This window comes from Xanthomonas campestris pv. asclepiadis (assembly GCF_020784175.1).
In the GTDB taxonomy this organism is placed as follows: domain Bacteria; phylum Pseudomonadota; class Gammaproteobacteria; order Xanthomonadales; family Xanthomonadaceae; genus Xanthomonas; species Xanthomonas campestris_D.
This window is the reverse complement of sequence record NZ_JAJGQM010000020.1, coordinates 1-24,344: the sequence shown is the minus strand read 5'-3', so window position 1 is coordinate 24,344 and position 24,344 is coordinate 1. Positions and strand designations below refer to the sequence as shown.

The following is a 24,344-nucleotide window of genomic DNA, read 5'->3' as shown; positions in this document are numbered from 1 at the left end:
GAACATGCACTTGAACGATCCTGGTTACGGAGAGCCACGGGCGCCTCACATCGGCGAATCGCGCAGTCTTCCGGTCGATAAGCATCGCTCGGATATCTTCTTTGCGGCGGTGGAAACCACGCGGATGCCGATGACGGTGACCGACCCGCATCTGCCGGACAATCCGATCGTGTTCGCCAACCGCGCATTCCTGGAAATGACCGGGTATTCGGCGGACGAGATCATCGGCAACAACTGCCGCTTCCTGCAGGGGCCGGAAACCGATCGCTCCAGCATTGACGATGTCCGCGAGTCGATTGAAAACCGCCGCGAATTCGCCACCGAAGTGCTGAATTACCGCAAGGACGGGTCGTCGTTCTGGAATGCGCTGTTCGTGTCGCCGGTGTTCGACGAGAGCGGCCGCCTGGTCTATTTCTTCGGCTCGCAGCTGGATGTGAGCCGTCGTCGCGATGCCGAGGACGCCCTGCGCCAGGCGCAGAAGATGGAAGCGCTGGGCCAGCTGACCGGCGGCATTGCGCACGATTTCAATAATCTGCTGCAGGTGATGTCCGGCCATCTGGAAGTCATCCAGATGATGGCCAACAAGGGTGGCGACAACGCACAGCGCATCGCCTTCAGTGCCGAGCACGCGGCCGCGGCGACCGCCAAGGCGGCCACGCTGACGCAGCAACTGCTGGCGTTTTCGCGCAAGCAGAAGTTGCGCGGGCGGGTGGTGAATCTCAATGGTCTGGTGGCGGGCATGAACAACATGGCCGAGCGCGTGCTGGGCGGCGGCATCACCATGCAGCAGTCGCTGGACGAGCGGTTGTGGAATTGCCAGATCGATACCACGCAGGCCGAAGTAGCGCTGCTGAACGTGTTGATCAACGCGCGCGATGCGATGGCGCAGGCCGAGCGCAAGCAGGTCACCGTGCAGACGCAGAACGTGGAAATCACCAGCCACGATCTGGCGATGTATCACCAGTTGGCACCGGGCCGGTATGTGAGCCTTGCGGTGAGCGACACCGGCGCTGGCATGCCGCCGGACGTCGTCAGCCGGGTCATGGAGCCGTTCTTCACCACCAAGGACGAAGGGCAGGGCACGGGCCTGGGTCTGTCGATGGTGTACGGCTTCGTCAAGCAATCCGGCGGCACCGTGCGCATCTACAGCGAGGTGGGCGAGGGCACCACGGTGCGTCTGTATTTCCCTGCGTCCAGTGAGTTTGCGAATGATCTGCAGGCCGCCAAGAGCCGCGCGATCGACAAGGGCGGCAGCGAGACCATCCTGATCGTGGAAGACAAGCCGGACGTGGCGGTGATCGCCCAGATGTTCCTGGAAGATGCCGGTTATCGCATCCTGACCGCATCCAGCGGACGCGAGGCGATCGAGGTGCTGGAGCAGCATCCGGAGGTGGACGCGGTGTTTACCGATCTGATCATGCCCGGCGGCATGAATGGCGTGGTGCTGGCGCGCGAGGCGCGACGCATGTTGCCCAGGATCAAGATTCTGCTGACTACCGGCTACGCCGATGCCAGCATTCAGCGCACCGACGTGGGCGGTGCGGAATTTGGTGTGGTCAACAAACCGTATACGCAGAAGGAGTTGCTCAAGCGGGTGCGCATGTTGCTGGACGGGCCGACCGGCGTCGGCTGAGGGTGCATGCATCCGGGCAGTGCAATACCCGGATATCGCGTACCGCTGGTCAATGCGATCGTGCGGCGGCTGCTGCGTCGCGGGTATGCGCTGCGCTTCGCTCGTTGCGCTTAAGAACGGCCAAAGCAGTGGCGAGCGGTCCTCGGTTCGAAGTAGACCGCGCGCAGGATCGGGAGGGTCCACGTGATGCATGCCGATTCCGGGCACCGGCATGCGCCTGCCCGGCAAAAGCGCAGCCGTCGGTGGGCCGCTCTAAAGCCTGGCGTGCTTACTCTTCGCTCATCGGCGCGACATAGCCATCCGGCTTGTCGGCGTTGCGCTCGAACAGGAATTTCTGCAACTCGGCTTCGAGAAACGCGCGGTGCTTGGGGTCGCGCGGCGATAGCCGGTTTTCGTTGATCAGCATGGTCTGATGCGCCAGCCACGCCTGCCACGCGCTCTTGCCGATCTGCGCGAATATGCGCTGGCCGAGCTCGCCGGGATACGGCACAAAATCCAGGCCTTCGGTGTCGCATTGCTGGTACTGGCAGAACACGGTGCGGGACATGCGGATTCCTTTGAGTGCGCGCTTAGAGAGCGTCGAGCAGTTTGCGGATCGGCGCCGGCAAGCCCAGCGATGCGAGATCGGCGCGGGCGACCCAGCGCAGGTCGCCATTGTCGCGTACCGCCGGGCGCAGCGCGACCTTGCGGATGCGCAAGGGCTGCAGATGCAGGCGGTAATGACTGAAGGTGTGCACGATCAGCGGCATTTCATCGGCGCGTTCGTAGTTGCCGTCGATATGTGCAGCGAACCATGCGCGCATGCCGCTATCGGTCTCGGCCTGCGGCAGCGTCCACAGCGAGGCCCAGATGCCGGTTGGCGGGCGGCGCTGCAACAGGATCTGCCTGTCTGCGTTTTCCAGCAGCAGGGCGGTGGCTTCGCGCTCAGGTAATTGCTTGCCGGGCTTGGGCGTGGGCAGTGCGTCCACCAGGCCATCGCGGCGCGCCACGCAATCGTCCTGCAGCGGGCACAGTACACAGGCCGGTCTGGCGCGTGTGCACAGCGTGGCGCCGAAATCCATCTGCGCCTGCGTGTAGTCGGCCAGGCGGCCGGCCGGCACCTGCGCCACATGGGTCGTCGCCAGTTGCCACAACTGTTTTTCGATCACCGGCAGGCCGGGATAGCCGGCAATGCCGTGGAAGCGTGTCAGTACGCGTTTGACGTTGCCGTCCATGATCGCGAAGCGGTCGTTCCAGGCCTGGCTGAGGATCGCGCCCGCGGTGCTGCGGCCGATGCCGGGCAAGGCGAGTAATGCCTCGAAACCGCGTGGCAAGTCGCCGTTGTGCAAGGCGACGCATTGTTTGGCGGCCGCGTGCAGATTACGTGCACGTGCGTAGTAGCCCAGCCCGGCCCAATGCGCCATCACGGTGTCGTTGTCGGCTGCGGCCAGATCGGCCAAGCTCGGAAAGCTAGCGACGAACTTCTGGAAATACGGAATGACCACCGCGACCTGGGTCTGCTGCAGCATGATTTCCGACAGCCATACCCGGTAGGGCGCCCGCGGGTGCTGCCAGGGCAGATCGTGGCGGCCGTGGCCGTCGAACCAGTGCAGCAGGCGGTCGACAAAGGCGTCGGCGGTGGGAGTGGCGTGGTCGGCTGGCATGGGTTCCGCTGGCGAAGGAGGGCGATGGCGTCGGGCGGATGACGCCCGGCTATGCGCGTATGGGTGGGCCGGTCAGTGCAGCGGAAACGCAAGTCCAACCCGGCATTGGTCGCAGAAGAAGCCTTCATCGCCAGGCCAGTGCGGTGCGGCCGGTGCATGGTAATGAACCAGCTCTGCATTGCGCCGCGCCTGCTTGCGCAACGCCGCCGGCAACGGCTGGGCGAACTCCATGACACGTCTGGCGCGCGACCAGTCGCCGGAGACTTCCCGCACCGTGCAGCCTGCCTGCAGCGCCTGCGCGCACAGCGCTTGCAGATGCGGGCAGGTGTCTTCCATTCAGCTGCCCAAGGCTTCCGGCAGCAAGGCATCGACGAAGGCGACCGGGTCGAACACGCGCAGGTCTTCCGGGCGTTCGCCGATGCCGGCGAAGCGGATCGGGATATTGAACTCGCGCGCCAGGGCGAACACCACGCCGCCCTTGGCGGTGCCATCGAGCTTGGTCACGACCAGGCCGGTAACGCCGACCGCGGCATGGAACTGGCGCAGCTGCGAAATGGCGTTCTGGCCCGTGGTGCCGTCGATGACCATCAGCACTTCGTGCGGCGCGGCGGCATCGATCTTGCCCAGCACGCGGCGGATCTTGCCCAGCTCGTTCATCAGCCCGGTCTGGGTGTGCAGGCGGCCGGCGGTGTCGGCGATCAACACCTCGGTGCCGCGCGCCTTGGCGGCCTGCAGCGCGTCGAACGCGACTGAGGCAGCATCGGCATTCTGTCCCTGCGCGATCACGGCCACGCCGTTGCGATCGCCCCAGGCCTGCAGCTGCGCCACCGCTGCGGCGCGGAAGGTGTCACCGGCGGCCAGCATCAGGCTGTTGCCGTCGTCCTTGAAACGCTTGGCCAGCTTGCCGATGGTGGTGGTCTTGCCGACGCCGTTGACGCCGACGGTGAGCACCACGAAGGGCTTGGCCGAGCGATCGATGACCAGTGGTTTGGAAACCGGCTGCAGCAGCGCGATGAGATCGGCGCGCAAGGCCTTGAACAGCGCCTGCGCATCGACGAATTCGCGCGACTTCATGCGCTTGCGCAGCCCTTCGACCAGGGCGGTGGTTGCGCCGATGCCGACATCGGCGGTGATCAGCGCGGTTTCGATCTCGTCGAGCAGATCGTCGTCGAGCTTGGGATTGCGCGAGAACAAGCCGCCGAAGCTGCGCGCGAAGCTGCTGTTGCGCAGACGGTCGCGCCAGCCCGGCTTGCCGGCCGGGGCGGCCGGTAGCGCATCGCGCTGGCCGTTGATGCTGTCGTTGTCGGAACTGGCCGGCACTGGGGCGCTGATCACGGCCGGGGCGACGACACTGGGCGCGGCGGCAGGCAACGGGGCGACGGCCGGTGTCACTGCGGGCGCAGCTGTTGCGGCGGCAGGTGTCACGACAGCGGGTGTCACGACGGTAGGCGTGGCAGCAGGCGTTGCAGTCGACGGTACGACTGCGGGCGCGGCGCCTTGCGCAGGCGTGCCTGCCGGCTGCGCGGGTGCGCTGTGCGGCTGCACGACCACCGGCGGCGGTACCACTACCGTGGGAACGTGCGGCGCGGCAGACGGAACCGGATCGGGCAGCGCCTGCAAGGCCTCAGGCGCCGGCGTGGCCGGCGGCGTGGGTGCGTTGGGGACTGCGGCAACGCTCTGCGCCTGGCCAGTGCGCGTGGCGATGTCCTGGGCAAGCTGGTCGGCCGGTGCCGCGGCAGGCGGCGTTGCGGCGGGCGTCGGCGTTACCGCATCGCTGCGTGCCGGTGCAGTAGGCGCGGGCGCGGGCGACGCTGGTGTGGCCGATGTGCCGGGTTCGGCAGTCGGCATTGCCTCGACCGGCGACGCCGGGGTGGCGGCGGAGGGCGCGGTGGGGAATGCGGCTGCCAGTTCTTCCAGGCTATAGCGCGAGGTACGCGCGCTGTCGGGCGTGGTTGGTTTGTTACGGCGGAAAAAGCTGGCCATTGGCAACGCAGTAGGGGAAACCAGAAATTCTACCATCCGGGCCTGGCGTCGCCTTGACGCGACCTTCAGCGCGGTCTTGTCCGGGCAGCACCCTGCGCGCCGCAACAGCTCCGCAACAATTCACGGCAAACCGCATCGCCACAGCACTCTCGATGCTGCCGAATTCGGCATTTGTGCCAACGGTGTGTCAGCGTGTGTTTGCGCGCCTACAACTGACCCTTGAGCGCACGGTAATCGCGCGGGGTCATGCCGACGGTTGCCTTGAACTGGCGCGCGAACGCGCTCTGGTCGGCGAAGCCGCAGCGTTGCCCGATGCTGGCGATGCTGTCGTCGCCGTACAGCAGCCGCATCGCCGATTCGATGCGCAGCTTGGTCAACAGTTGCTGCGGGGTCACCTGGAACACGCGGCGGAAGTGCCGTTCCAGCTGCGCCACCGACAGGCCGGCCAGGTCGGCCAGGCTCTGCACGCGCAGGTTGTCGCCGAAGTTGGCCTGCATGTGATCCATCACCTGGCTCAGGCGCTCGTACGCGGAGTGCCGGCTGTCAGGCTGGCCCAGATCGCGCGAAATGCCGACCACGCCGATCACTTCATTGGCCTCGCAGAGCGGGCGCTTGAAGGTCAGGCACCAGCCGGGCAGGCGATTGGGATACAGATGCACTTCCAACTGGTTGTCGATGAGCTCGCCACACAGGACGCGGCGGTCCTGCATCATGTAGCTTCCCCCCAACGGCAAGGGAAACACTTCCAGTGGCGAGCTGCCGATGATGTCGCTACGCAGCTTGCGCCCGAGCCGGCGTACCAGCGTCAGGTTGCAGTGGGTATAGCGGCCCTCGCTGTCCTTGATGAAGAACACCACGTCCGGCAGCGCATCGAACAGCGTCTGCATTTCCAGCGCGGGAAGGTTGAGGTCCATCGGCGTCATGGCGAAGGTCACGATTGACGGCTGCACGAAAGGCGCGGCCCTATATTGATCCTAGCGCAAACGCGGGGCCGTGAACCGGGTTGTCGATTGTGCGGATTTCCGCATTTGCAACTCGCATTGGACGCTAGTCGCCCGCCGGCCGGCAGTGGGAGCATGGGCCATGCACACCATCGACGTCATCGACTCCCATACGGCCGGCGAACCTACCCGCGTGGTCCTCTCCGGCTTCCCCAATCTGGGCGATGGCGATCTGGCGCAATGCCGCGAGCGGTTTCGCCGCGATTTCGACCAGTGGCGCAGCGCGATCGCCTGCGAACCGCGCGGCTCGGACACCATGGTCGGTGCCTTGCTGCTGCCGGCCCGTGACCCTGGCGCCTGCACCGGGGTGATCTTCTTCAACAACGTTGGCTACCTTGGCATGTGCGGGCACGGCACCATCGGGGTGGTGCGCACGCTGGCCGAGCTGGGGCGCATCGCGCCGGGCCAGCACCGCATCGAAACGCCGGTCGGCACGGTGGGCGTGGAACTGGCCGAAGACGGCACGGTGTCGGTCGACAATGTCGAAAGCTATCGTTTTGCGACGGATGTGGACGTGGATGTGCCCGGTTACGGGCCGGTACGCGGCGATGTGGCCTGGGGCGGCAATTGGTTCTTCATCACCGGGCAGGCGCCGTGTGTGCTGGACCTGGCGCATCAGCGAGAGCTGACCGCCTATACCGAAGCGATCCGGCTGGCGCTGGAAGCGGCCGGCATCACCGGCGAGGCCGGTGGCGAGATCGACCATATCGAAGTCAATGGCACCGCGCCCGATGGCAGCGGTGTGGCACGTAATTTCGTGCTGTGCCCCGGCCTGGCCTACGACCGCTCGCCGTGCGGCACCGGCACCAGCGCCAAGCTGGCCTGCCTGGCCGCCGACGGCAAGCTGGCCGAAGGCGAGCGCTGGATACAGCAGGGCATCCTGGGCAGCGCCTTCGAAGGCAGCTATCGCCTCAGCGGGCGTGGCATTGCGCCACGCATCAGCGGGCAGGCCTATCTCACCGCGCGCGCGCAGCTGCTGATCGACCCGGCCGACCCGTTCGCCTGGGGCATCGTGGCCTGATGGACGAGCAGCTGCGCGCGCGGGAGGGACATGCCGGCGCAGCGTCTGCTGCGGCCGCCCCCTTGCCCGATGCGTCGCTGGCCACCGCGGACGCGCCAGCCACGGACACCTGCAGCGTGCCGGCTGCTGCCGGTACGCGACGCAGCTACGACCTGATCGTGGTAGGTGCGGGCATTGTCGGGGCAGCCTGCGCCGAGGCGGCGGCCGGCGAAGGGCTGCGCGTGGCGATCGTCGAGCCGGGGCCGATCGGCGGCGGTTCCACCGCTGCAGCGATGGGGCACCTGGTGGCGATGGACGACGACCCGGCGGAGTTGGCGTTGTCGGCGTATTCGCTGCGGCTGTGGGAGCGGTTCGCGCAACTGAGCGAGGCCGAATTCAGCCGCTGCGGCACGCTGTGGGTGGCGCGCGATGCGCGCGAACTGGCGGCGGTGCCGGCCAAGATTGCGCGCTTGGCCGCAGCCGATCTGCATGCGGAAGTGATCGATGCGAGCCGGTTGTATGCGCTGGAACCGCAACTGGTGCCGGGCCTTGCCGGCGGCATGCTGGTGCCCGGTGAAGCCGTGGTGTATCCGCCGCGGGTGGCGCGGCATCTGGTGAGCCTGGCCTGCAAGGCGGGCGCGCAGCTGTTTGCCGGCCGCAAGGTGGAACAGTTGCAGGCGCAGGGGGTGCGTCTGGACGATGGCCAGCTGTTGGCCGGCCCGGTGCTGGTCGCCAGCGGCGTGGCCTTGCCGCAGCTGTTGCCCGAGCTGGCGCTGCGCCCGCGCAAGGGCCATCTGGTCATCACCGACCGCCATCCGGGGCTGATCCGGCATCAGCTACTGGAACTGGGCTACGCCGATTCGGCGCATGGCGCCGACGCCACCAGCGTGGCGTTCAATGTGCAGCCGCGGCCGACCGGGCAGATCCTGATCGGCTCCTCGCGCCAGTTCGGCGAACACGATCGCGCGTTGTCGATGCCGGTATTGCAGCAGATGCTGCAGCGCGCCTTCGCGTATCTGCCGGTGCTGCGCGAGTTGCAGGCGATCCGGGTATGGACCGGTCTGCGCCCGGCAACCCCGGACGGGCGCCCGTATCTTGGGGTGGTGCCTGGCCGGCGCGATGTCTGGGTGGCCGCCGGTCACGAGGGGCTGGGGGTCACCACGGCGCTGGGGAGCGCACGGGTGATCGTGGACAGCCTGCTCGGGCGCACGCCGGCCATCGACCCGGGCCCGTACGCACCGGCGCGCGCCGTGCACGGTGCAGCCGCATGAGCGCCACGGTGCGTCTGCACGTGGATGCGCAAGCGGTCGAGGTACCGGCCGGCACCAGCGTGGCCGCGGCGGTGGCGCAGGCGACGCTGCAGTTCCGGCAATCGTGCAGCGGCCAGCCGCGCGCGCCGTTGTGCGGCATGGGCGTGTGTTTCGAATGCCGGGTGCGCATCGACGGCATCGGCCAGCAACGCGCCTGCCTGGTGGATGCGCGCGACGGCATGCAGGTGCGCACCGATGGCTGAGCGCGTGCAGCATTTCGATGTGCTGGTGATCGGCGCCGGCCCGGCCGGCCTGGCGGCGGCGCAGGCCGCGGCCAGTCATGGCGTGCGGGTCGGCGTGGTCGACATGCAGCCGCGTGCCGGCGGGCAGGTGTGGCGCAGCGATGTGCGGCACGGCGCGCCGGCCGATGCGCGCGCGCTGTTGCGGCAGGTGCAGGGCGCGGCGTCGATCACGCTGCTGACGCAGACGCAGATCCTGCTGGCGCAGCCGGGCTGGCTGCTGGCCGATGGCGCGCACGGTTCCCTGCAACTGCATTACGCCGCCCTGGTGCTGGCCACCGGCGCGCGCGAATTGCAGCTGCCGTTCCCCGGCTGGACCTTGCCCGGCGTCACCGGCGCCGGCGCGGCGCAGGCGCTGGCCAAACAGGGCTGGCCGCTGGCCGGCAAGCGCGTGGTGGTTGCCGGCAGCGGCCCGCTGCTGCTGGCCAGTGCGGCCACCTTGCAACGGCATGGCGCGCAGGTGCTCGGCATCCACGAACAGACCTCTAAAGCCGCGTTGCGGCAGTTCGCATTGCAGTTGTGGCGCTGGCCGGGCAAGGCGGCACAGGCAGTGGCGCTGCGCCTGCAATTGCGCGCAGTGGCGTATCGCGCCGGCAGCTTTGTCGTTGCCGCACATGGCGACACGCAACTGCGCGAAATCGAGATCGAAGGGTCCATCGGCCGCACGCGTGTTGCCTGCGACCAGTTGGCGGTGGGCTATGGCCTGGTGCCGAACACCGAGCTCGCACAGCTGCTCGGTTGCCGGCTGGACGCGTACGGCGCGCATCAACAGGTGCAGGTGGATGCGTTGCTGCGCACCAGCGTCACCCAGGTCTTTGCTGCAGGCGAAGCCTGCGGCATCGGCGGGCGCGATTGCGCGCTGGTCGAAGGTGCGATGGCCGGGCATATGGCTGCCGACGCACCGGACGCCGCGCTGCGCCTGCAGCCGCGGCGGCGTGCCGCGCGTGCGTTCGCGCGGTTATTGCAACAGCAGTTCGCACTGAATCCACGTATCCGCACGCTGGCGCAGCCCGACACGCTGGTGTGCCGCTGCGAAGACGTGCCGCTGGGCGCGCTGGACAACTTCAACGATGCCCGCGATGCCAAGCTCGCTTCGCGCTGCGGCATGGGCGCCTGTCAGGGCCGCATCTGCGGCACCGCGCTGGCCGAACTGGGGCGTTGCCCGCCCGAACTTTCCACCGACGCCGGCCGCCGGCCGCCGTTGTTTCCGGTCCGCCTCGCGGCGCTGGCCGACCCGTTCACTTCCGACTCGCAAGGGAATCATCCATGAGTATTGCTGCGTTCTGGCACGGCGTGTTGCCGGCCATCACCACCCCGTTCACCGCCTCCGGTGAGATCGATCACGACTTCCTGGCCAAGCACGCCAATCAGCTGGTCGACGCCGGCTGCACCGCGATCGTGCCGCTGGGTTCGCTGGGTGAAGCGGCCACCTTGAGCGTGGACGACAAGCTGGCCGTGCTCAAGACGCTGATCAGCGCATTGAACGGCCGCGTGCCGGTGGTGCCGGGCATCGCCAGCCTGGCGACCGGTGAGGCAGTAGAGCTGGCCAAGGCAGCCAAGGAACTCGGTTGCGGCGGGCTGATGGTGTTGCCGCCTTACGTCTACTCCACCGACTGGCGCGAGATGGGCGCGCATGTGCGCGCGGTGATCGCCGCCACCGACCTGCCGGTGATCCTGTACAACAACCCGGTGGCCTACAAGACCGATTTTGGCCCGGCGCAGATCGCCGAACTGGCCGCCGAATTCCCCAACCTGCAGGCAGTGAAGGAATCCTCGGGCGACGTGCGCCGCTTCGCCGCGCTGCATGAGCTGCTGGGCGATCGCCTGGCGCTGCTGGTCGGCATGGACGATGCCATCGTCGAAGGCCTGAGCATGGGTGCCAAGGGCTGGATCGCCGGCCTGGTCAACGCCTACCCGAAGGAATCGGTGCGCCTGTTCGAACTCGCGCGCGATGGCGGCTACCCGGCGGCCAAGGAACTCTACGACTGGTTCCTGCCGCTGCTGCGCCTGGATACCGTGCCCAAGTTCGTGCAGTTGATCAAACTGGTGCAGGAAAAAGTGGGCCTGGGCAGCGAGCGCGTGCGCGCACCGCGTCTGGTGGTCGACGGTGCCGAGCGCGAAGCCGCGCTCAAGGTCATCGATCACGCCATCGCCACTGCGCCCAAACTGTCCTGACGATGAGCTCGCGCTGCACGCCACCGGATGAGCGCCGCTTACGGATTCCTGCGCGGACGCGGTGGCCGGCGTAGCGCGAGATGGGTCGATGAGGATGTCGCATCAGCGCGGCATCCTCGTCGTGTTTTGGTCGGCCGCTGCCGCACAGTGCGCAGGGTCTGTCCTCATGCAACCGAAGGTGCCGCAATGAACGAGACGCTCCAATCCCCTCCCACACAGCAGGCCGAGGTATTGCTGGCCGGCCAGTGGCAACCCAGCCGCGCGGCGAGCGCCAGTTTCCGTGCCGCCGACCCGAGCACGGGCGAGGCGATCGGGCCGCAGTTTCCGGTCAGCGGTGCGGAGGATGTCGAAACCGCGGTTGCGGCAGCGCAAGCGGTTGCAGCGGAACTTGCCGCGGCACCGGTCGAAAGAATTGCCGCATTCCTAGACGCCTACGCCGACGCGCTGGATGCCGATGCCGACACCCTGGTGGCGCTTGCCCACGCAGAAACCGCATTGCCGGCACCCACGCGCTTGCGCGGCAACGAGCTGCCGCGCACCAGCGGGCAGTTGCGTCAGGCCGCCCACGCGGTGCGCAGCTATAGCTGGACCCAACCCATCATCGACACCGCTGCCGACCTGCGCTCGCATCTGGCGCCGCTAGGCAAGCCGGTGTTGGTGTTTGGCCCGAACAATTTCCCGTTCGCCTTCAATGCGATTGCCGGCAGCGATTTCGCCTCGGCCATTGCCGCGCGCAACCCGGTGATCGCCAAGGCGCATCCGCTGCATCCGGCCACCAGCCAGCGCATGGCGCAGCTCGCGCACACGGCATTGGTCGCGGCGGGTCTGCCGGCTGCGGCAGTGCAGTTGCTGTATCACTTCGACAACGCGATCGGTGTGCGACTGGCCGGCGATGCGCGGCTGGGGGCGATCGGCTTCACCGGTAGCCGCGCAGGCGGCCTGGCGCTGAAGGCGGCCGCCGACGCGGTCGGCGTGCCGTTTTATGCGGAGCTCTCCAGCGTCAACCCGGTGTTCCTGTTGCCGGGCGCACTGGCCGAACGCGGTGCGGCGTTGGCGCAGGAATTCTTCTCTTCGTGCACCCTGGGCAGCGGCCAGTTCTGCACCAATCCCGGTGTGGTGGTGGTGCCGCACGGCGAGGCAGGCGATGCGTTCGTTGCCGCGACCACGGCGCATTTCGACGCCGCCATGCCGATGGTGCTGTTTTCCGGTTCCGGCGTCGAAGGTGTGCAACGCGGTGTGGCGGCCTTGCGCGCTGCCGGCGCCGCGCTGCTGGCCGGTGGACATACCGGCGAAGACGGGTATCGCTATGCGCCGACCTTGTTGAGCGTGGATGCGCAGGCATTCATCGCCAACCCGCAGGCGCTGCAGACCGAGGCCTTCGGCCCGGTGAGCCTGCTGGTGCGTACGCGCGACGTGGCGCAGATGACGCAAATCGCCGCTGCATTCGAAGGCAACCTCACCGGCACCTTGTATCGCGCAGCCGATGGCAGCGACGATGCGGCCTGGCAGGCTATCGCCCCGGTACTGCGGGCGCGGGTGGGGCGGTTGATCAACAGCAAGATGCCGACCGGCGTGGCGGTGAGCGCGGCGCAGAATCATGGCGGGCCGTTCCCCAGCACCGGGCACCCGGGCTTCACCGCGGTGGGCATGCCCGGTTCGATCCGCCGCTTTGCCGCCTTGCACAGCTACGACGCGGTGCCGGACGCGTTGCTGCCGCCCGACCTGCGCCAGCGCAATCCGGGCGGGGTGGCGCGTCTGGTCGATGGGCAGTGGAGCACCGCCGATCTTGGAGCGGGCACATGAGCAGCCAGATCGGCCGGCTGTCGCTGGAGCAGGCGCGCGCGCAACTGGCGCCGTGGACGCAACGCGCCGCGCCGATCGCCGCGCAGGAATACGCACAGCGCATCGAACGCGCACGCCGCCTGATGCGCGTGCACGGCGTGGATGCGCTGTTGATCGGCGCCGGCACGTCGCTGCGCTATTTCACCGGCGTGCCCTGGGGCGCGAGCGAGCGGCTGGTCGCGCTGCTGCTCACGCTGGACGGCGACCCGGTGCTGATCTGTCCCGCGTTCGAAGAAGGCTCGCTGGATGCGGTGTTGAAGATTCCGGTCGCCAAGTATCTGTGGGAAGAACACGAGGACCCGTACGCGCTGGTGGTGCAGGTGATGGACGACCGCCACGCGCATGCGCTGGCGCTGGATCCAGGCATCGCCTTTGCCGTGCACACCGGCCTGCGCGCGCACCTGGGCACGGCGATCCGCGATGCCGGGGCCATCATCGACGGCTGCCGCATGTGCAAGTCACCGGCCGAGCTGGCACTGATGCAGCAGGCCTGCGACATGACCTTGCTGGTTCAGCGGCTGGCCGCCGGCATCGCGCAGGAAGGCATCGGCACCGACCAGCTGGTGCGCTTCATCGACGAAGCGCATCGCGCGCTGGGCGCGGACAACGGCTCGACCTTCTGCATCGTGCAGTTCGGCCATGCCACCGCATTCCCGCACGGCATTCCCGGCGTGCAGCACCTGCGCGCAGGCGAGCTGGTGCTGATCGACACCGGCTGCACCGTGCAGGGCTACCACTCCGATATCACCCGCACCTGGATATACGGCACGCCCGACGACGCGCAACGGCGCATCTGGGACCTGGAACAGGCGGCGCAGGCAGCCGCGTTTGCGGCGATCCGCCCCGGGATCGCCTGCGAAGCGGTGGACCAGGCCGCGCGCAGCGTGCTGGAGGCGGCAGGGCTGGGCCCGGACTACCGCTTGCCGGGATTGCCGCACCGCACCGGCCATGGCTGCGGCCTGGCGATCCATGAAGCGCCGTATCTGGTGCGCGGCAATGCGCAGCCGCTGCAGCCGGGCATGTGCGCCAGCAACGAGCCGATGATCGTGGTGCCCGGTGCGTTCGGGGTGCGCCTGGAAGACCACTTTCATGTCACCGACAGCGGCGCGCAGTGGTTTACGCCGCCGTCGCCGGCGATCGACCAACCCTTTGCATGAGCCTGTACAGGCCCACGCACGCGTAGGAGCGCACCCGGGCGCGACGGGCATTTCCGATAAAAAGCCGTCGCGCTCAGGCGCGCTCCTACCGCCGCCATTGCATCCTGGAGTCACTGCATGAACCACCTGCGTCCTGTCGCCATCGGCCTGCTGGCCGCCGCCTTGTTCACTGCCTGCAAGCCGGCGCCGCCTGCTGCGGAAACATCGGCTGCGGCCACGGCCGCGCCGACCGGCGAACAGGCTGGCAAGGCCTTCGATGCGCTGCTGGACAAGCAGTGGCAGTACCACTTGCAGCACAACCCCGAGTTCGCCAGCATCATCGGCGACAAGCGTTACAACGATCGTTGGAGCGACTACTCGCTTGAGGCCGTGCAGGCAGAACGCAGCGCCACTGCCGAGCTGCTCACGCAATTCGAAGCGATCGACAGCAGGACGCTGGACGAACAGCGCCAGCTCAGCCTGCAGATGATGCTTGGCCAGTTGCGCGACACGCTGGAAGGCATCGACCTGAAGACCTATGCGATACCGCTGGAGCCGATCGGCGGCATCCAGCTGGGGCTGGCCGGTTACGGCGATGCGTTTCCGTTCGAAAACGCCAAGGATTATCAGGACTACATCAAGCGCCTGCAGTCGATTCCGAAGGTGATCGACCAGGTGATCGCAGTGTCGCGCCAGGGCGCCAAGGATGGCTTGGTGCAGCCGCGTTATCTGCTGGAGCGCCTGCCCGAGCAGATCGACAAGATCGCCGCGCTGACCGGCGAGCAGAGCCCGTTCGCCTCGCCGCTGAAAAAGCTCGATGCCGCGGTGCCGGCCGATCAACGCGCTGCGCTACGCACGCAGTTGCTTGCGGCGATCGAGCAGCAGGTGCGCCCGGCCTACGCCAAGCTGGCCGCGTTCGTGCGCGACGAATACGCCGCGCAAGGCCGCGCGCAGGAAGGGCTGTGGTCGCTGCCCGATGGCGAACGCCGCTATCGCTATGCCATCCATACCCAGACCACCACCGACATGGCGCCGGAGGAGATCCATCAGATCGGCCTGAAGGAAGTGGCGCGCATCGAAGGCGAGATGACGGTGATCGCCAAGGCGCAGGGCTTTGCCGACCTGGCCAGCTTCCGCAAGGCGGTGGATACCGACAAGCGCCACTTCGCCAGCTCCGGCGAGCAGATCCTGCAGCAGTACCGCCAATACATCGCCGCGATGCAGCCGGAGCTGCCCAAGTTGTTCGGCCACTTGCCGAAGACGCCGCTGGACGTGCAGGCGATGCCCGCATTCCGGCGCAGCGCGCCCGGCGCCGAATACTGGCAGAGCAATCCGGAAGGCACCAAGCCGGCCATCGTCAAGGTCAACACCAGCGACTTCGCCAGCCGCACGCTGGTCAATATCGAAACCACCGCCTATCACGAGGGTGTGCCGGGCCATCACCTGCAGATCTCGCTTGCGCAGACGCTGCCATTGCCGCCGTTCCGCCAGCAGGCCGGCTACAACGCCTATATCGAAGGCTGGGCGCTGTATGCCGAGCGGCTGGGCAAGGAGATCGGTTTCTTCAAGGACCCGTACAACGACTACGGCCGGCTGTCCGGCGAGCTGTTGCGCGCCAATCGCCTGGTGCTCGACACCGGCGTGCATTACAAGCGCTGGAACCGCCAGCAGATGGTGGATTTCTTCCATGCGCATCCGTCCGATGACGAGCCCAGCATCCAATCCGAAACCGATCGCTATATCGTCTGGCCGGGCCAGGCGTTGGGCTACAAGTTGGGGCAGCTGCAGATTCTTGCGCTGCGTGCCGAGGCGGAAAAAGAACTCGGCGACCGCTTCGATGTGCGCGCCTTCCACGATGCGGTGCTCGGCGGCGGCGCAATGCCGCTGGCGATGTTGCAGCAGCGCGTGCGCCAGTGGATTGCGCAGGCCAAGGCGGCACCGGAGGGACGCGGATGAGCACCCACAGCGTCTGGCGCGCGAGCGCATTGAGTGTGCTGATTGCTGCCAGCCTGGGCGGCACCGCCGTGCAGGTGCAGGCCGCAGCGCCTGCACCCGCAGCAAGCACGCAGGACAGTGCAGCGGTACGCTTCAAGGCGCTGTACACGCGCGAATGGCGCTGGCGCCAGGCGCAGCTGTCCGGCGCGGTGGATGAAGACAACCAGGCCACCCAGGACAGGCAGTCCGACCATCTGCCCAAGGTCGATGTGGCCATGCAAAACCTGCGCACCGCGTACTGGCAACAGGCGTTGAAGGAGCTGGATGCGATTCCGGCAGCGCAGTTGCCGGCCGAAGATCAGGTGAGCTATCAGGTGTACCGGCAGCAGCTGCTGGTGCTGCTGGACCAGCAGCATTTTCGCGCCTGGGAAATGCCGTTCAACAGCGACTCGGCGTTCTGGAGCGACCTGGGCTTCAGCGCCGAGGCCAAGCTGCGTACGCGCGAGGACTACCAGCGCTATCTGAAGATGCTGGCAGATATCCCGCGCTATTTCGCCGAACACACCGACAATATGCGTGCCGGCCTGGCGCGCGGTTTCAGCCAGCCCAAGGTGACCCTGACCGGGCGCGACCAGTCCATCGCCGACGTGGTGCAGGCCAAGGGTGAGGCCAATCCGTTCTACGCACCGTTCAAGCAGATGCCGGCCACGCTGCCTGCCGATGTGCAGGCGCAACTGCGGCAGCAGGCAGTGCAGACCATCGATGCGCAGGTGCTGCCGGCCTACGCGAGCTTGCTGGACTTCATCCGCAACGAGTACCAGCCGCGCGCACGCACCACGCTGGCCGGCGAAGCCTTGCCGGACGGGCAGGCGTATTACCTCGCGCAGATCCGCGAGTTCACCACGCTGGAGTTGAGTCCGGAGCAGATCCACCAGATCGGTTTGCAGGAAGTGGCCAGGCTGCGCACGCAGATGGATCAGACCATCGCTGCCAGCGGCTTCAAGGCGCCGGCCGGGCAGGCAGTGTTTCCGGCCTTCCTGCAGTTCCTGCGCAGCGACCCGCAGTTCTATGCCAAGACGCCGGAACAGTTGCTCAAGCAGGCCGCCTGGATCGCCAAGCGGGTGGACGCCAAGGTGGGCGATTACATCGGTCGGCTGCCGCGCCGACGCTTCGCGATCGAACCGGTACCGCCGGAGCTGGCGCCGTTCTACACCGGCGGGCGTGGCGGGCCCGGCATCTATCTGGTCAACACCTACAACCTGCCGTCGCGGCCGCTGTACAACCTGACCGCGCTGACGCTGCACGAGTCCTCACCCGGCCACGCGCTGCAGATGCCGCTGGCGGCAGAGGCGCAGGGGCTGCCGGAGTTTCGCCGCTACGCCTACATCTCTGCCTATGGCGAAGGCTGGGCCCTGTATTCGGAGTACCTGGGCCAGGAAATGGGCATGTACGACACGCCCTATGACCGCTTCGGCTATCTCACCTACCAGATGTGGCGCGCCTGCCGTCTGGTGATCGACACCGGCATCCACCACAAGGGCTGGACGCGCGCGCAGGCGCAGGCCTATCTGCGCGACAACACCGCCTTGAGCGAGCACGAGGTCACCACCGAGGTGGACCGCTACATCGCCTGGCCGGGGCAGGCGTTGTCGTATTACCTGGGCGAGCTGAAGATCCTGGAGCTGCGGCGCAAGGCCGAAGCCGCCCTGGGCGAAAAATTCGACCTGCGCCATTTCCACGATGCGGTGCTGCAGACCGGCTCGGTGCCGCTGCCGGTGCTGGAAGCGCGCATCGACCGCTTCATCGCCGAGGGGGGTGTCTCGCCGTATGCGGACGGCACCACGGCAGATGCCGCCGATGCAGGGCCAGGGGCGGCGGCCGATGACTGAGTGCGGCCAGATGCGCCTGCATCCGTTTGCCGGACATGTGTTACTGCCGTCGTACAAGACCGCCAGCGCACGATCGCAGAACCACTGACCGCCATACGCCACGCACGACCACGCCATCTTCCGCAGCACGCGCTTTCATTTGTCCGGGGCCAGCTATGACCACACACGGTGCGACCACGCAAGGCAAGTTCCACAAGCGACTGAGCCTGACCGACCTGACCTTCATCGGGCTGGGCTCGATCTTCGGGTCGGGCTGGTTGTTCTCGGCCAGCCATGTCTCTTCCATCGCCGGACCGGCCGGCATCGTGTCGTGGATCCTTGGCGGCATCGCGGTGTTGCTGCTCGGCCTGGTGTATTGCGAACTCGGCGCCGCGCTGCCGCGCGCCGGCGGGGTGGTGCGCTACCCGGAGTATTCGCATGGCGCCTTGCTCGGCTCGTTGACCGGCTTCATCACCCTGATCGCGTTTTCCAGCCTGATCGCGATCGAAGTGGAGGCTGCGCGCCAATATGCGGCGGCGTGGTTTCCGGTGCTCAACCAGCCCAACGGCACCCATCCCAGCGTGTGGGGCTGGTTGGTGCAACTGGCCTTGCTGGTGCTGTTCTTCCTGCTCAACTATTTCAGCGTCAAGACCTTTGCGCTGGCCAACAACATCGTCAGCATCTTCAAGTTCCTTGTGCCGATCCTGGTGATCGTGTTGCTGATGAAGCACTTCAATCCGGGCAACCTGAGCGTGCACGGGTTTGCGCCCTCGGGCATGGCCGGCGTGGAAGCAGCGATCTCCGCAGGCGGCATCATCTTTGCCTACCTGGGCCTGACCCCGATCGTGTCGGTGGCCAGCGAGGTGCGCGACCCGCAGCGCAACATCCCGATCGCCCTGATCCTGTCGGTGGCCTTGTCCACGGTGATCTATGTGCTGCTGCAGCTGGCGTTTCTGGGCAGCATTCCGGCCGCGCAACTGGCGCCTGGCTGGGCGGGTATCGACAAGGTGTTTGCACTGCCGTATCACGACATCGCGCTGGCCCTGGGCATGGCGTGGCTGGCCGCACTGGTGATCTGCGATGCGATGGTTTCACCCAGTGGCACCGGCAATATCTACATGAATGCCACCCCGCGCGTGGTGTACGGCTGGGCGCGCAGCGGCGGCTTTTTGCCGGTGCTGACGCGGGTGGATCCGGCGTCGGGCATTCCGCGTCCGGCGTTGTGGTTGAGCCTGGGCTTGTCGATCTTCTGGACGCTGCCGTTCCCCTCGTGGGAGACCTTGATCGGCGTGGTGTCGGCCGCGCTAGTGCTGAGCTATGCGGTGGCGCCGGTCACGGTGGCGGCGTTGCGCCGCAGCGCGCCGGAGCTGCCGCGGCCGTTTCGCGTCCGTGGCCTAGCCGTGCTGGGGCCGCTGTCATTCATGGTCGCGGCCTTGATCGTGTACTGGTCCACCTGGCCGACGCTGTCGTGGTTGCTCGGCCTGCAGGTGCTCGCGTTCGCGCTGTACGTGCTGTATCGCCTGCCTTCGCGCGCGGGCAGGGCGCGCCTGCTGCGCCAGGTGCGCGCATCGCTGTGGTTGATCGTGTTCTTCGTGCTGGTGATGGCGGTGTCCTGGGCCGGTACGTTCGGCGGCCATGGCTGGATCGCGCATCCGTTCGACACATTGAGCGTGGCGGTGATCGCGTTCTTCATCTATCACTGGGGCGCGCGCAGCGGCTTGCGCAGCGACGAGCTGGCGCTGGAGGAGGACGATGGCGAGTGAGCTGCGCCGCGCTGCAGATGCACCGCGCTGGCTGCGTGGCTGCTTGAATGGGGTGGCTGCGTGCATCGTGTTGCTGTCGGCTGCGGCACAGGCCACGCCAGGCGTGGCCGATTACCAACGCGCGCTGGGCTTGCGCGCGCAATGGAGCACGCTGACCGAGAACGTGGCCTGGCCGGCGCAATGGCAAAACGCCGGCAGCTTCCATTACCGCAAGACGGTGCCGGGCGGATTCGCCTTCGTCCGTGTGGATGTCGCCACGCTGCAGAAAACGCCGGCGTTCGACCAGCTGCGCGTGGCGCAGGCATTGAGCGCGGCGACCGGCACGCCCTACACCGCGTTGCAGTTGCCGTTCGAGCGCTTCGCGTATGCAGCAGACGGCGGGCGCGGCGATGGGGCGATCCGGTTCGAGCTTGGTGAAGCACCCTGGCGCTGCAGCTTGACAGGCTATCGCTGCGCCCCCGACGCCGCCGGTGCACAGCAGCGTCCACGCGGCTTCGGTGTGGTGCGCGACCCTGCGGTGCCAGCCGACAGCACGCCGCGCCGTTCGCCCGATGGCCGCTGGGAAGCGCTCGCCGATGGCTGGAACCTGCTGCTGCGTCGCGTTGCCGATGGGCAGCTGACCCGGCTCAGCGACGATGGCCGCGCAGACGATTACTTCGATCCGGAGAGCATCGCCTGGTCGCCGGATTCGCAGCGGCTGGCGGTGTATCGCGTGCGTCCGGGGTTGGCCCGCCGCGTCACCCGTGTGGAAGCGGCGCCTGCAGGCGGCGGCCAGCCGCGCGTGCGCACCCAGCTGTACCCCAAGCCCGGCGATGCGGTGGATGTGGAGCGGCCGGTGCTGTTCGCCGTGGACGGCACACGCCGCGAGGTGGACACCGCCTTGTTCGCCAATCCGTATGCGTTGTCGCCGCTGCAGTGGCGCAGCGATGGCCGCAGCGTGAGTTTCGACTACGTGCAGCGCGGCTTCCAGCGCATGCGGGTGATCGCGGTGGATGCGCAAAGCGGCCGCGCGCACGTGGCGGTCGGCGAGGATGCGCGCACCTTCGTGTATGCCGATCGCAGCTTCCGCCATGATGTGGACGGGCGCGGTGACGCGTTGCTGTGGATCTCCGAACGCGACGGCTGGCGGCACCTGTATCTGGTCGATGGCCGCAGCGGCAAGTTCAAACGCCAGCTCACGCGCGGGCCGTGGATCGTGCGCGATGTGCTGCGGGTGGACGACGCACAACGGCGCATCTGGTTCACCGCCAGCGGCATGGATGCAGGCAAGGATCCTTACTACCGGCAGCTGTACAGCGTGGATTTCGACGGACGCCGGTTGACCCGGCTGACCCACAGCGATGCCGATCATGAGGTGGCTATTGCAGAAGACGGCCGGCATTACGTCGATGTCCACTCGCGTCCGGATCTGCCGCCGGTGATGGAGCTGCACGCCATCGATGGCCGGCTGCTGCAGCAGGTGGAGCAGGGCAACATCGACAAGCTGCTGGCGGCCGGCTGGCGCGCGCCGGAGACCTTCGTGGCCAAGGGCCGCGATGGCCGCACCGAGATCTGGGGCATGGTGGTGCGCCCGCGCGATTACGACCCGCGCAAACAGTATCCGGTGATCGAGAACATCTACGCCGGCCCGCACGACGCTTTTGTGCCAAAGACATTCTGGCCGTTCGGTTATCACTCCGGTGGCGACAAGCAGATCGGCATGCAGGCGCAGGCCGATCTGGGCTTCATCGTGGTGATGATCGACGGCATGGGCACCGCCAACCGCTCCAAGGCCTTCCATGATGTGGCGTGGAAGAACCTGGGCGATTCCGGCTTTGCCGATCGCATCGCCTGGCACCGTGCGCTGGCCGCCAGGGATCGGTCCTACGACATCGGCCGGGTCGGCATCTACGGCGCCTCGGCCGGTGGGCAGAGCACGCTGGGCGCGCTCGAACGCCAGCCGGAGTTCTACAAGGTGGGCGTGGCGTTCGCCGGTTGCTACGACAACCGCATGGACAAGATCAGCTGGAACGAGCAGTGGATGGGCTGGCCGGTGGATGCCGGGTATGCGCAGGCCTCGGGCGTGGTCAATGCCGCCAAGTTCCAGGGCGACCTGCTGCTGATCGTCGGCGAGCAGGACAGCAATGTGGACCCGGCCTCCACCGCGCAGGTGGTCGATGCGCTGATCAAGGCCGGCAAGGACTTCGAGCTACTCAACGTGCCCGGTGGCGAGCATTCGGTTGGCCGTTCCAGCGGGCCGATCGACTATGTGCAGCGTCGCCAGTACGACTTCTTCGTGCGCCACCTGCGCAACGAACCCACGCCGCACTGGAATTCACTACCGTCGGAGGCGCGATGATGCATGTGTTTGCCCTGAAAATGTCGCACCCGCGCAGCTGCATCGCAGCCCTGCTGTGGTCGCTGGCGGTGTTGGCCGGTAGCGTGCCGCTGCTGGCCAGCGCGGAAGAACTGCCGCGCTTCGTCACCCAGGACGGCCGCCATGCGCTGTTCGTCGATGGCGCGCCATACACCGTGCTGGCGGCGCAGCTGCACAACTCCAGTGCCTGGCCAGCGGTGCTGCCCAAGGCACTGGACGAGGTGGTCGCGCTGCATGCCAATACGGTGGAAGCGCCGGTGTATTGGGAGCAGTTCGAGCCGGCGCCCGGGCGCTTCGACACCACCAACGTGGATGCGATGATCGCCGGCGCACGCAAGCGCGGTTTGCGCGTGGCCTTGCTGTGGTTCGGCAGCTGGAAGAACGGCCAGATGCATTACGTGCCGGAATGGATCAAGCGCGACGACGCCACCTACCCGCGCATGCGCGACGCCAATGGCGAGCCGGTGGATGTGCTGTCGCCGCATGTGGCCGCCAACGTGCAGGCCGATGCGCGTGCGTTCACCGCATTGATGCAGCACCTGCGCAAGGTCGATGGCGACCGCCACACGGTGATCCTGGTACAGGTGGAAAACGAGCCCGGCGCAATCGGCACGGTGCGCGACCATGGCCCGGCCGGCGAGGCGGCGTTCGCGCAACCGGTGCCTTTGGCAATCGCGCAGGCGCTGGGCAAGCCACAGGGCAGCTGGCAGCAGCTGTTCGGTGCCGAAGCGGCCGAAGCCTTCAATGCGCATGCAACGGCGGCGTATATCGAACAGGTGGCTGCGGCCGGCCGGCGCGCGTATCCGCTGCCGCTCTACGTCAACACCTGGCTGCGCTACAAGGGCAAGCGCTATCCGGGGCTGGATTATCCGTCCGGCGGTGCGACGGTGAATGTGTTCGCGCTGTGGCGCGCGGCCACCCCGTCGATCGACTTCATCGGCACCGACATCTACACCAGTGACTACAACGAATACACCAAGGTCATCGGCCAGTACGCGCGGCCGGACAATCCGGCCTGGGTGTCGGAGACCGGCTTCGAAGCGGCCACCGCGCCGTATCTGTTCCATGTGCTGGGGCAGGGCGGGATCGGGTTTTCGGTGTTCGGTATGGATGGCAACCCGGACAGCGCAGCCAACCGCGACGCGATCGCTGCGCACGCCGCCAATTTCAAGCTGCTGGCGCCGCTGCAGCGCGTGATCGCCCAGGCCGCCTTCGACGGCCGGCTGCAGGCGGTGGCCGAACAGCCCGGCGCGCCGCAACGCACGCTGCGCTTCGGCGACTGGCAGGCCAGGGTGTCGTTCGGTGCGCCGCTATGGGGCGATGCGCCGGCGATCCTGCCCGGCAACGACGACCATGCGGGCCGCCTGCTGGTGGCCCAGCTGGGGCCGGAGGAGTTCCTGGTCACCGGCATGGCTGCGCGCATTGAATTTTTCCGCGAGGCGGCCGATACCCGTCATGGACAACTGTTGCGGGTGGAGCAGGGGCGGTATGTGGACGGGCGCTGGCAGGTCGAAAGACAGCTCAACGGCGACCAGACCGACTACGGGCTCAACTTCGGGCGGGTGGATGCGGCCGGCGAGGTGCCGGTGGTGTTGCGTGTGCGGGTAGGCACCTATTGAGCCGGCGTGAGGCGACTGCGCAGCCGTGAGGTGGGCGTGATCGGAATCGGTGGGTGGGACACGTTATTGCGGCTCCTGTTAGCTGATTCCACCTCGTGAGACACGCTCGCCACGCGCCTCGGTGGGCGTAAGAACGACAGCAGTGCGGCGCGACTGCCGGCAACGATTGTGTTGATTGGTTGGTAAACAAACGTCATTGGTTATTTCTCAGTTTCTGCACCGGAGCCACCATGAGCATCAGCAGTATCGCCAGTTCCGGAATGCAGGTCGCCGCGCTGCGCCAGCAGGTGGCCGCCAGCAATGTGGCGCGTCAGCCGGTCGACGGCAGTCCACGTCAGGCCGTTGCAGCCAGCACGCAGCTCAATGGTGGAGTGGCAGCCAGCGTGGTCGACGCCAACGCCGATCCATCGGCACCGGCCAGCGATTTGGTCGAAGGGCTCTCGGCACACAACGATTTCCAGGCCAACGCCACTGCGCTACGTCGCTCCGACGAGATGCTGGGCAGCTTGCTGGATGTGCTGACCTGAGAGCCTGGATTGGACGGAGGCCGGTTGTCGATCTGGTGCACTAGGTGCGCGGCCTTCGCCTTGATGCCGCATCTGGCTGCACCTGAAACCGGACTCACGTTCTGCATTTCGTGGAGTCAGCGAATTGATGGCTGCTGCTTATGCCGGTATCGATAACTGCGGTTGTCTTGTCTGCGGGTGTTAGGACCGTGCAGGCAGCTCGCAAGCGTAGAGCGGCTGATCTGTTACCTGGCTGCCGGGCCCTTGCCCGCCCACCATCGCGGGACACGCCGTGAATCCGTCCATGGAGGCTCTTACGCGGCATCCATGCCGCG

19 protein-coding genes are annotated in these 24,344 nt (G+C 67.1%); 14 read left to right on the top strand and 5 right to left on the bottom strand.

What is annotated here, in order from left to right; translation table 11 throughout:
• Positions 1-10: 10 nt before the first annotated feature.
• Positions 11-1,633: a hybrid sensor histidine kinase/response regulator gene (locus LL972_RS10995; protein ID WP_228327637.1), complete on the top strand. Its 1,623-nt coding sequence runs from the start codon at positions 11-13 to the stop codon at positions 1,631-1,633.
• 268 nt (positions 1,634-1,901) lie between these two features.
• Here LL972_RS10995 and LL972_RS10990 read toward each other — a convergent pair whose 3' ends face one another.
• The 5 genes from LL972_RS10990 to LL972_RS10970 all read right to left on the bottom strand — a co-directional run bounded on the left by LL972_RS10990 (position 1,902) and on the right by LL972_RS10970 (position 6,182).
• Complete coding sequence (locus tag LL972_RS10990; protein WP_228327636.1) at positions 1,902-2,180, bottom strand: oxidative damage protection protein; 279 nt, start codon at positions 2,178-2,180, stop codon at positions 1,902-1,904.
• Positions 2,181-2,202: 22 nt separating this feature from the next.
• Positions 2,203-3,276, bottom strand: coding sequence for an A/G-specific adenine glycosylase (mutY, locus tag LL972_RS10985; protein WP_228327635.1), 1,074 nt, complete (start codon positions 3,274-3,276; stop codon positions 2,203-2,205).
• 72 nt (positions 3,277-3,348) lie between these two features.
• On the bottom strand, positions 3,349-3,612 hold the full coding sequence (locus LL972_RS10980) for a hypothetical protein (RefSeq protein ID WP_228327634.1): 264 nt from the start codon (positions 3,610-3,612) through the stop codon (positions 3,349-3,351).
• Positions 3,613-5,259, bottom strand: a complete 1,647-nt coding sequence (gene ftsY / locus LL972_RS10975) for a signal recognition particle-docking protein FtsY (protein WP_228327668.1) — start codon at positions 5,257-5,259, stop codon at positions 3,613-3,615.
• A gap of 206 nt (positions 5,260-5,465) precedes the next feature.
• Positions 5,466-6,182, bottom strand: coding sequence for an AraC family transcriptional regulator (locus LL972_RS10970; protein ID WP_104582088.1), 717 nt, complete (start codon positions 6,180-6,182; stop codon positions 5,466-5,468).
• A gap of 160 nt (positions 6,183-6,342) precedes the next feature.
• Here LL972_RS10970 and LL972_RS10965 point away from each other — a divergent pair, with 160 nt between their 5' ends.
• The 13 genes from LL972_RS10965 (at position 6,343) to LL972_RS10905 (ending at position 24,030) form a co-directional block, all read left to right on the top strand.
• Positions 6,343-7,281 carry a proline racemase family protein gene (locus tag LL972_RS10965; protein WP_228327633.1) on the top strand — a complete coding sequence of 313 codons (939 nt, stop codon included), beginning with the start codon at positions 6,343-6,345 and terminating at the stop codon, positions 7,279-7,281.
• Positions 7,281-8,531, top strand: coding sequence for an NAD(P)/FAD-dependent oxidoreductase (locus LL972_RS10960; RefSeq protein WP_228327632.1), 1,251 nt, complete (start codon positions 7,281-7,283; stop codon positions 8,529-8,531). Before LL972_RS10965 ends, LL972_RS10960 begins: the two co-directional genes overlap by 1 nt.
• Positions 8,528-8,773 carry a (2Fe-2S)-binding protein gene (locus LL972_RS10955; RefSeq protein ID WP_228327631.1) on the top strand — a complete coding sequence of 82 codons (246 nt, stop codon included), beginning with the start codon at positions 8,528-8,530 and terminating at the stop codon, positions 8,771-8,773. Before LL972_RS10960 ends, LL972_RS10955 begins: the two co-directional genes overlap by 4 nt.
• On the top strand, positions 8,766-10,079 hold the full coding sequence (locus LL972_RS10950; RefSeq protein WP_228327630.1) for an NAD(P)/FAD-dependent oxidoreductase: 1,314 nt from the start codon (positions 8,766-8,768) through the stop codon (positions 10,077-10,079). Before LL972_RS10955 ends, LL972_RS10950 begins: the two co-directional genes overlap by 8 nt.
• A complete protein-coding gene (locus LL972_RS10945; protein WP_228327629.1) occupies positions 10,076-10,984 on the top strand; it encodes a dihydrodipicolinate synthase family protein in 909 nt (302 codons plus the stop codon). Before LL972_RS10950 ends, LL972_RS10945 begins: the two co-directional genes overlap by 4 nt.
• Positions 10,985-11,170: 186 nt before the next feature.
• Entirely contained in the window at positions 11,171-12,787 is a 1,617-nt protein-coding gene (locus tag LL972_RS10940; RefSeq protein ID WP_228327628.1) for an aldehyde dehydrogenase family protein, read from the top strand.
• Entirely contained in the window at positions 12,784-13,983 is a 1,200-nt protein-coding gene (locus tag LL972_RS10935; RefSeq protein ID WP_228327627.1) for a M24 family metallopeptidase, read from the top strand. Before LL972_RS10940 ends, LL972_RS10935 begins: the two co-directional genes overlap by 4 nt.
• A gap of 117 nt (positions 13,984-14,100) precedes the next feature.
• Positions 14,101-15,918, top strand: coding sequence for a DUF885 domain-containing protein (locus LL972_RS10930; protein ID WP_228327626.1), 1,818 nt, complete (start codon positions 14,101-14,103; stop codon positions 15,916-15,918).
• Positions 15,915-17,786: a DUF885 domain-containing protein gene (locus tag LL972_RS10925; protein ID WP_228327625.1), complete on the top strand. Its 1,872-nt coding sequence runs from the start codon at positions 15,915-15,917 to the stop codon at positions 17,784-17,786. Before LL972_RS10930 ends, LL972_RS10925 begins: the two co-directional genes overlap by 4 nt.
• Before the next feature lie 155 nt (positions 17,787-17,941).
• Positions 17,942-19,528 carry an APC family permease gene (locus LL972_RS10920; protein WP_228327624.1) on the top strand — a complete coding sequence of 529 codons (1,587 nt, stop codon included), beginning with the start codon at positions 17,942-17,944 and terminating at the stop codon, positions 19,526-19,528.
• Entirely contained in the window at positions 19,518-21,866 is a 2,349-nt protein-coding gene (locus LL972_RS10915) for a S9 family peptidase (protein WP_228327623.1), read from the top strand. The genes LL972_RS10920 and LL972_RS10915 overlap by 11 nt, the downstream gene beginning before the upstream one ends.
• Positions 21,866-23,503 carry a DUF5597 domain-containing protein gene (locus tag LL972_RS10910; protein WP_228327622.1) on the top strand — a complete coding sequence of 546 codons (1,638 nt, stop codon included), beginning with the start codon at positions 21,866-21,868 and terminating at the stop codon, positions 23,501-23,503. The genes LL972_RS10915 and LL972_RS10910 overlap by 1 nt, the downstream gene beginning before the upstream one ends.
• A gap of 230 nt (positions 23,504-23,733) precedes the next feature.
• Positions 23,734-24,030 carry a hypothetical protein gene (locus LL972_RS10905; RefSeq protein ID WP_228327621.1) on the top strand — a complete coding sequence of 99 codons (297 nt, stop codon included), beginning with the start codon at positions 23,734-23,736 and terminating at the stop codon, positions 24,028-24,030.
• Positions 24,031-24,344: the final 314 nt, after the last annotated feature.

What these genes read in the sequence shown, in the direction of transcription:
- LL972_RS10945 (WP_228327629.1), top strand. Translation starts at nt 10,076, where the DNA reads ATGAGTATTGCTGCGTTCTGGCACGGCGTGTTGCCGGCCATCACCACC.
- ftsY (WP_228327668.1), bottom strand. Translation starts at nt 5,259, where the DNA reads ATGGCCAGCTTTTTCCGCCGTAACAAACCAACCACGCCCGACAGCGCG.
- LL972_RS10950 (WP_228327630.1), top strand. Translation starts at nt 8,766, where the DNA reads ATGGCTGAGCGCGTGCAGCATTTCGATGTGCTGGTGATCGGCGCCGGC.
- LL972_RS10940 (WP_228327628.1), top strand. Translation starts at nt 11,171, where the DNA reads ATGAACGAGACGCTCCAATCCCCTCCCACACAGCAGGCCGAGGTATTG.
- LL972_RS10965 (WP_228327633.1), top strand. Translation starts at nt 6,343, where the DNA reads ATGCACACCATCGACGTCATCGACTCCCATACGGCCGGCGAACCTACC.
- LL972_RS10935 (WP_228327627.1), top strand. Translation starts at nt 12,784, where the DNA reads ATGAGCAGCCAGATCGGCCGGCTGTCGCTGGAGCAGGCGCGCGCGCAA.
- LL972_RS10910 (WP_228327622.1), top strand. Translation starts at nt 21,866, where the DNA reads ATGCATGTGTTTGCCCTGAAAATGTCGCACCCGCGCAGCTGCATCGCA.
- LL972_RS10915 (WP_228327623.1), top strand. Translation starts at nt 19,518, where the DNA reads ATGGCGAGTGAGCTGCGCCGCGCTGCAGATGCACCGCGCTGGCTGCGT.
- mutY (WP_228327635.1), bottom strand. Translation starts at nt 3,276, where the DNA reads ATGCCAGCCGACCACGCCACTCCCACCGCCGACGCCTTTGTCGACCGC.
- LL972_RS10925 (WP_228327625.1), top strand. Translation starts at nt 15,915, where the DNA reads ATGAGCACCCACAGCGTCTGGCGCGCGAGCGCATTGAGTGTGCTGATT.
- LL972_RS10905 (WP_228327621.1), top strand. Translation starts at nt 23,734, where the DNA reads ATGAGCATCAGCAGTATCGCCAGTTCCGGAATGCAGGTCGCCGCGCTG.
- LL972_RS10980 (WP_228327634.1), bottom strand. Translation starts at nt 3,612, where the DNA reads ATGGAAGACACCTGCCCGCATCTGCAAGCGCTGTGCGCGCAGGCGCTG.
- LL972_RS10960 (WP_228327632.1), top strand. Translation starts at nt 7,281, where the DNA reads ATGGACGAGCAGCTGCGCGCGCGGGAGGGACATGCCGGCGCAGCGTCT.
- LL972_RS10920 (WP_228327624.1), top strand. Translation starts at nt 17,942, where the DNA reads ATGACCACACACGGTGCGACCACGCAAGGCAAGTTCCACAAGCGACTG.
- LL972_RS10930 (WP_228327626.1), top strand. Translation starts at nt 14,101, where the DNA reads ATGAACCACCTGCGTCCTGTCGCCATCGGCCTGCTGGCCGCCGCCTTG.
- LL972_RS10955 (WP_228327631.1), top strand. Translation starts at nt 8,528, where the DNA reads ATGAGCGCCACGGTGCGTCTGCACGTGGATGCGCAAGCGGTCGAGGTA.
- LL972_RS10990 (WP_228327636.1), bottom strand. Translation starts at nt 2,180, where the DNA reads ATGTCCCGCACCGTGTTCTGCCAGTACCAGCAATGCGACACCGAAGGC.
- LL972_RS10970 (WP_104582088.1), bottom strand. Translation starts at nt 6,182, where the DNA reads ATGACGCCGATGGACCTCAACCTTCCCGCGCTGGAAATGCAGACGCTG.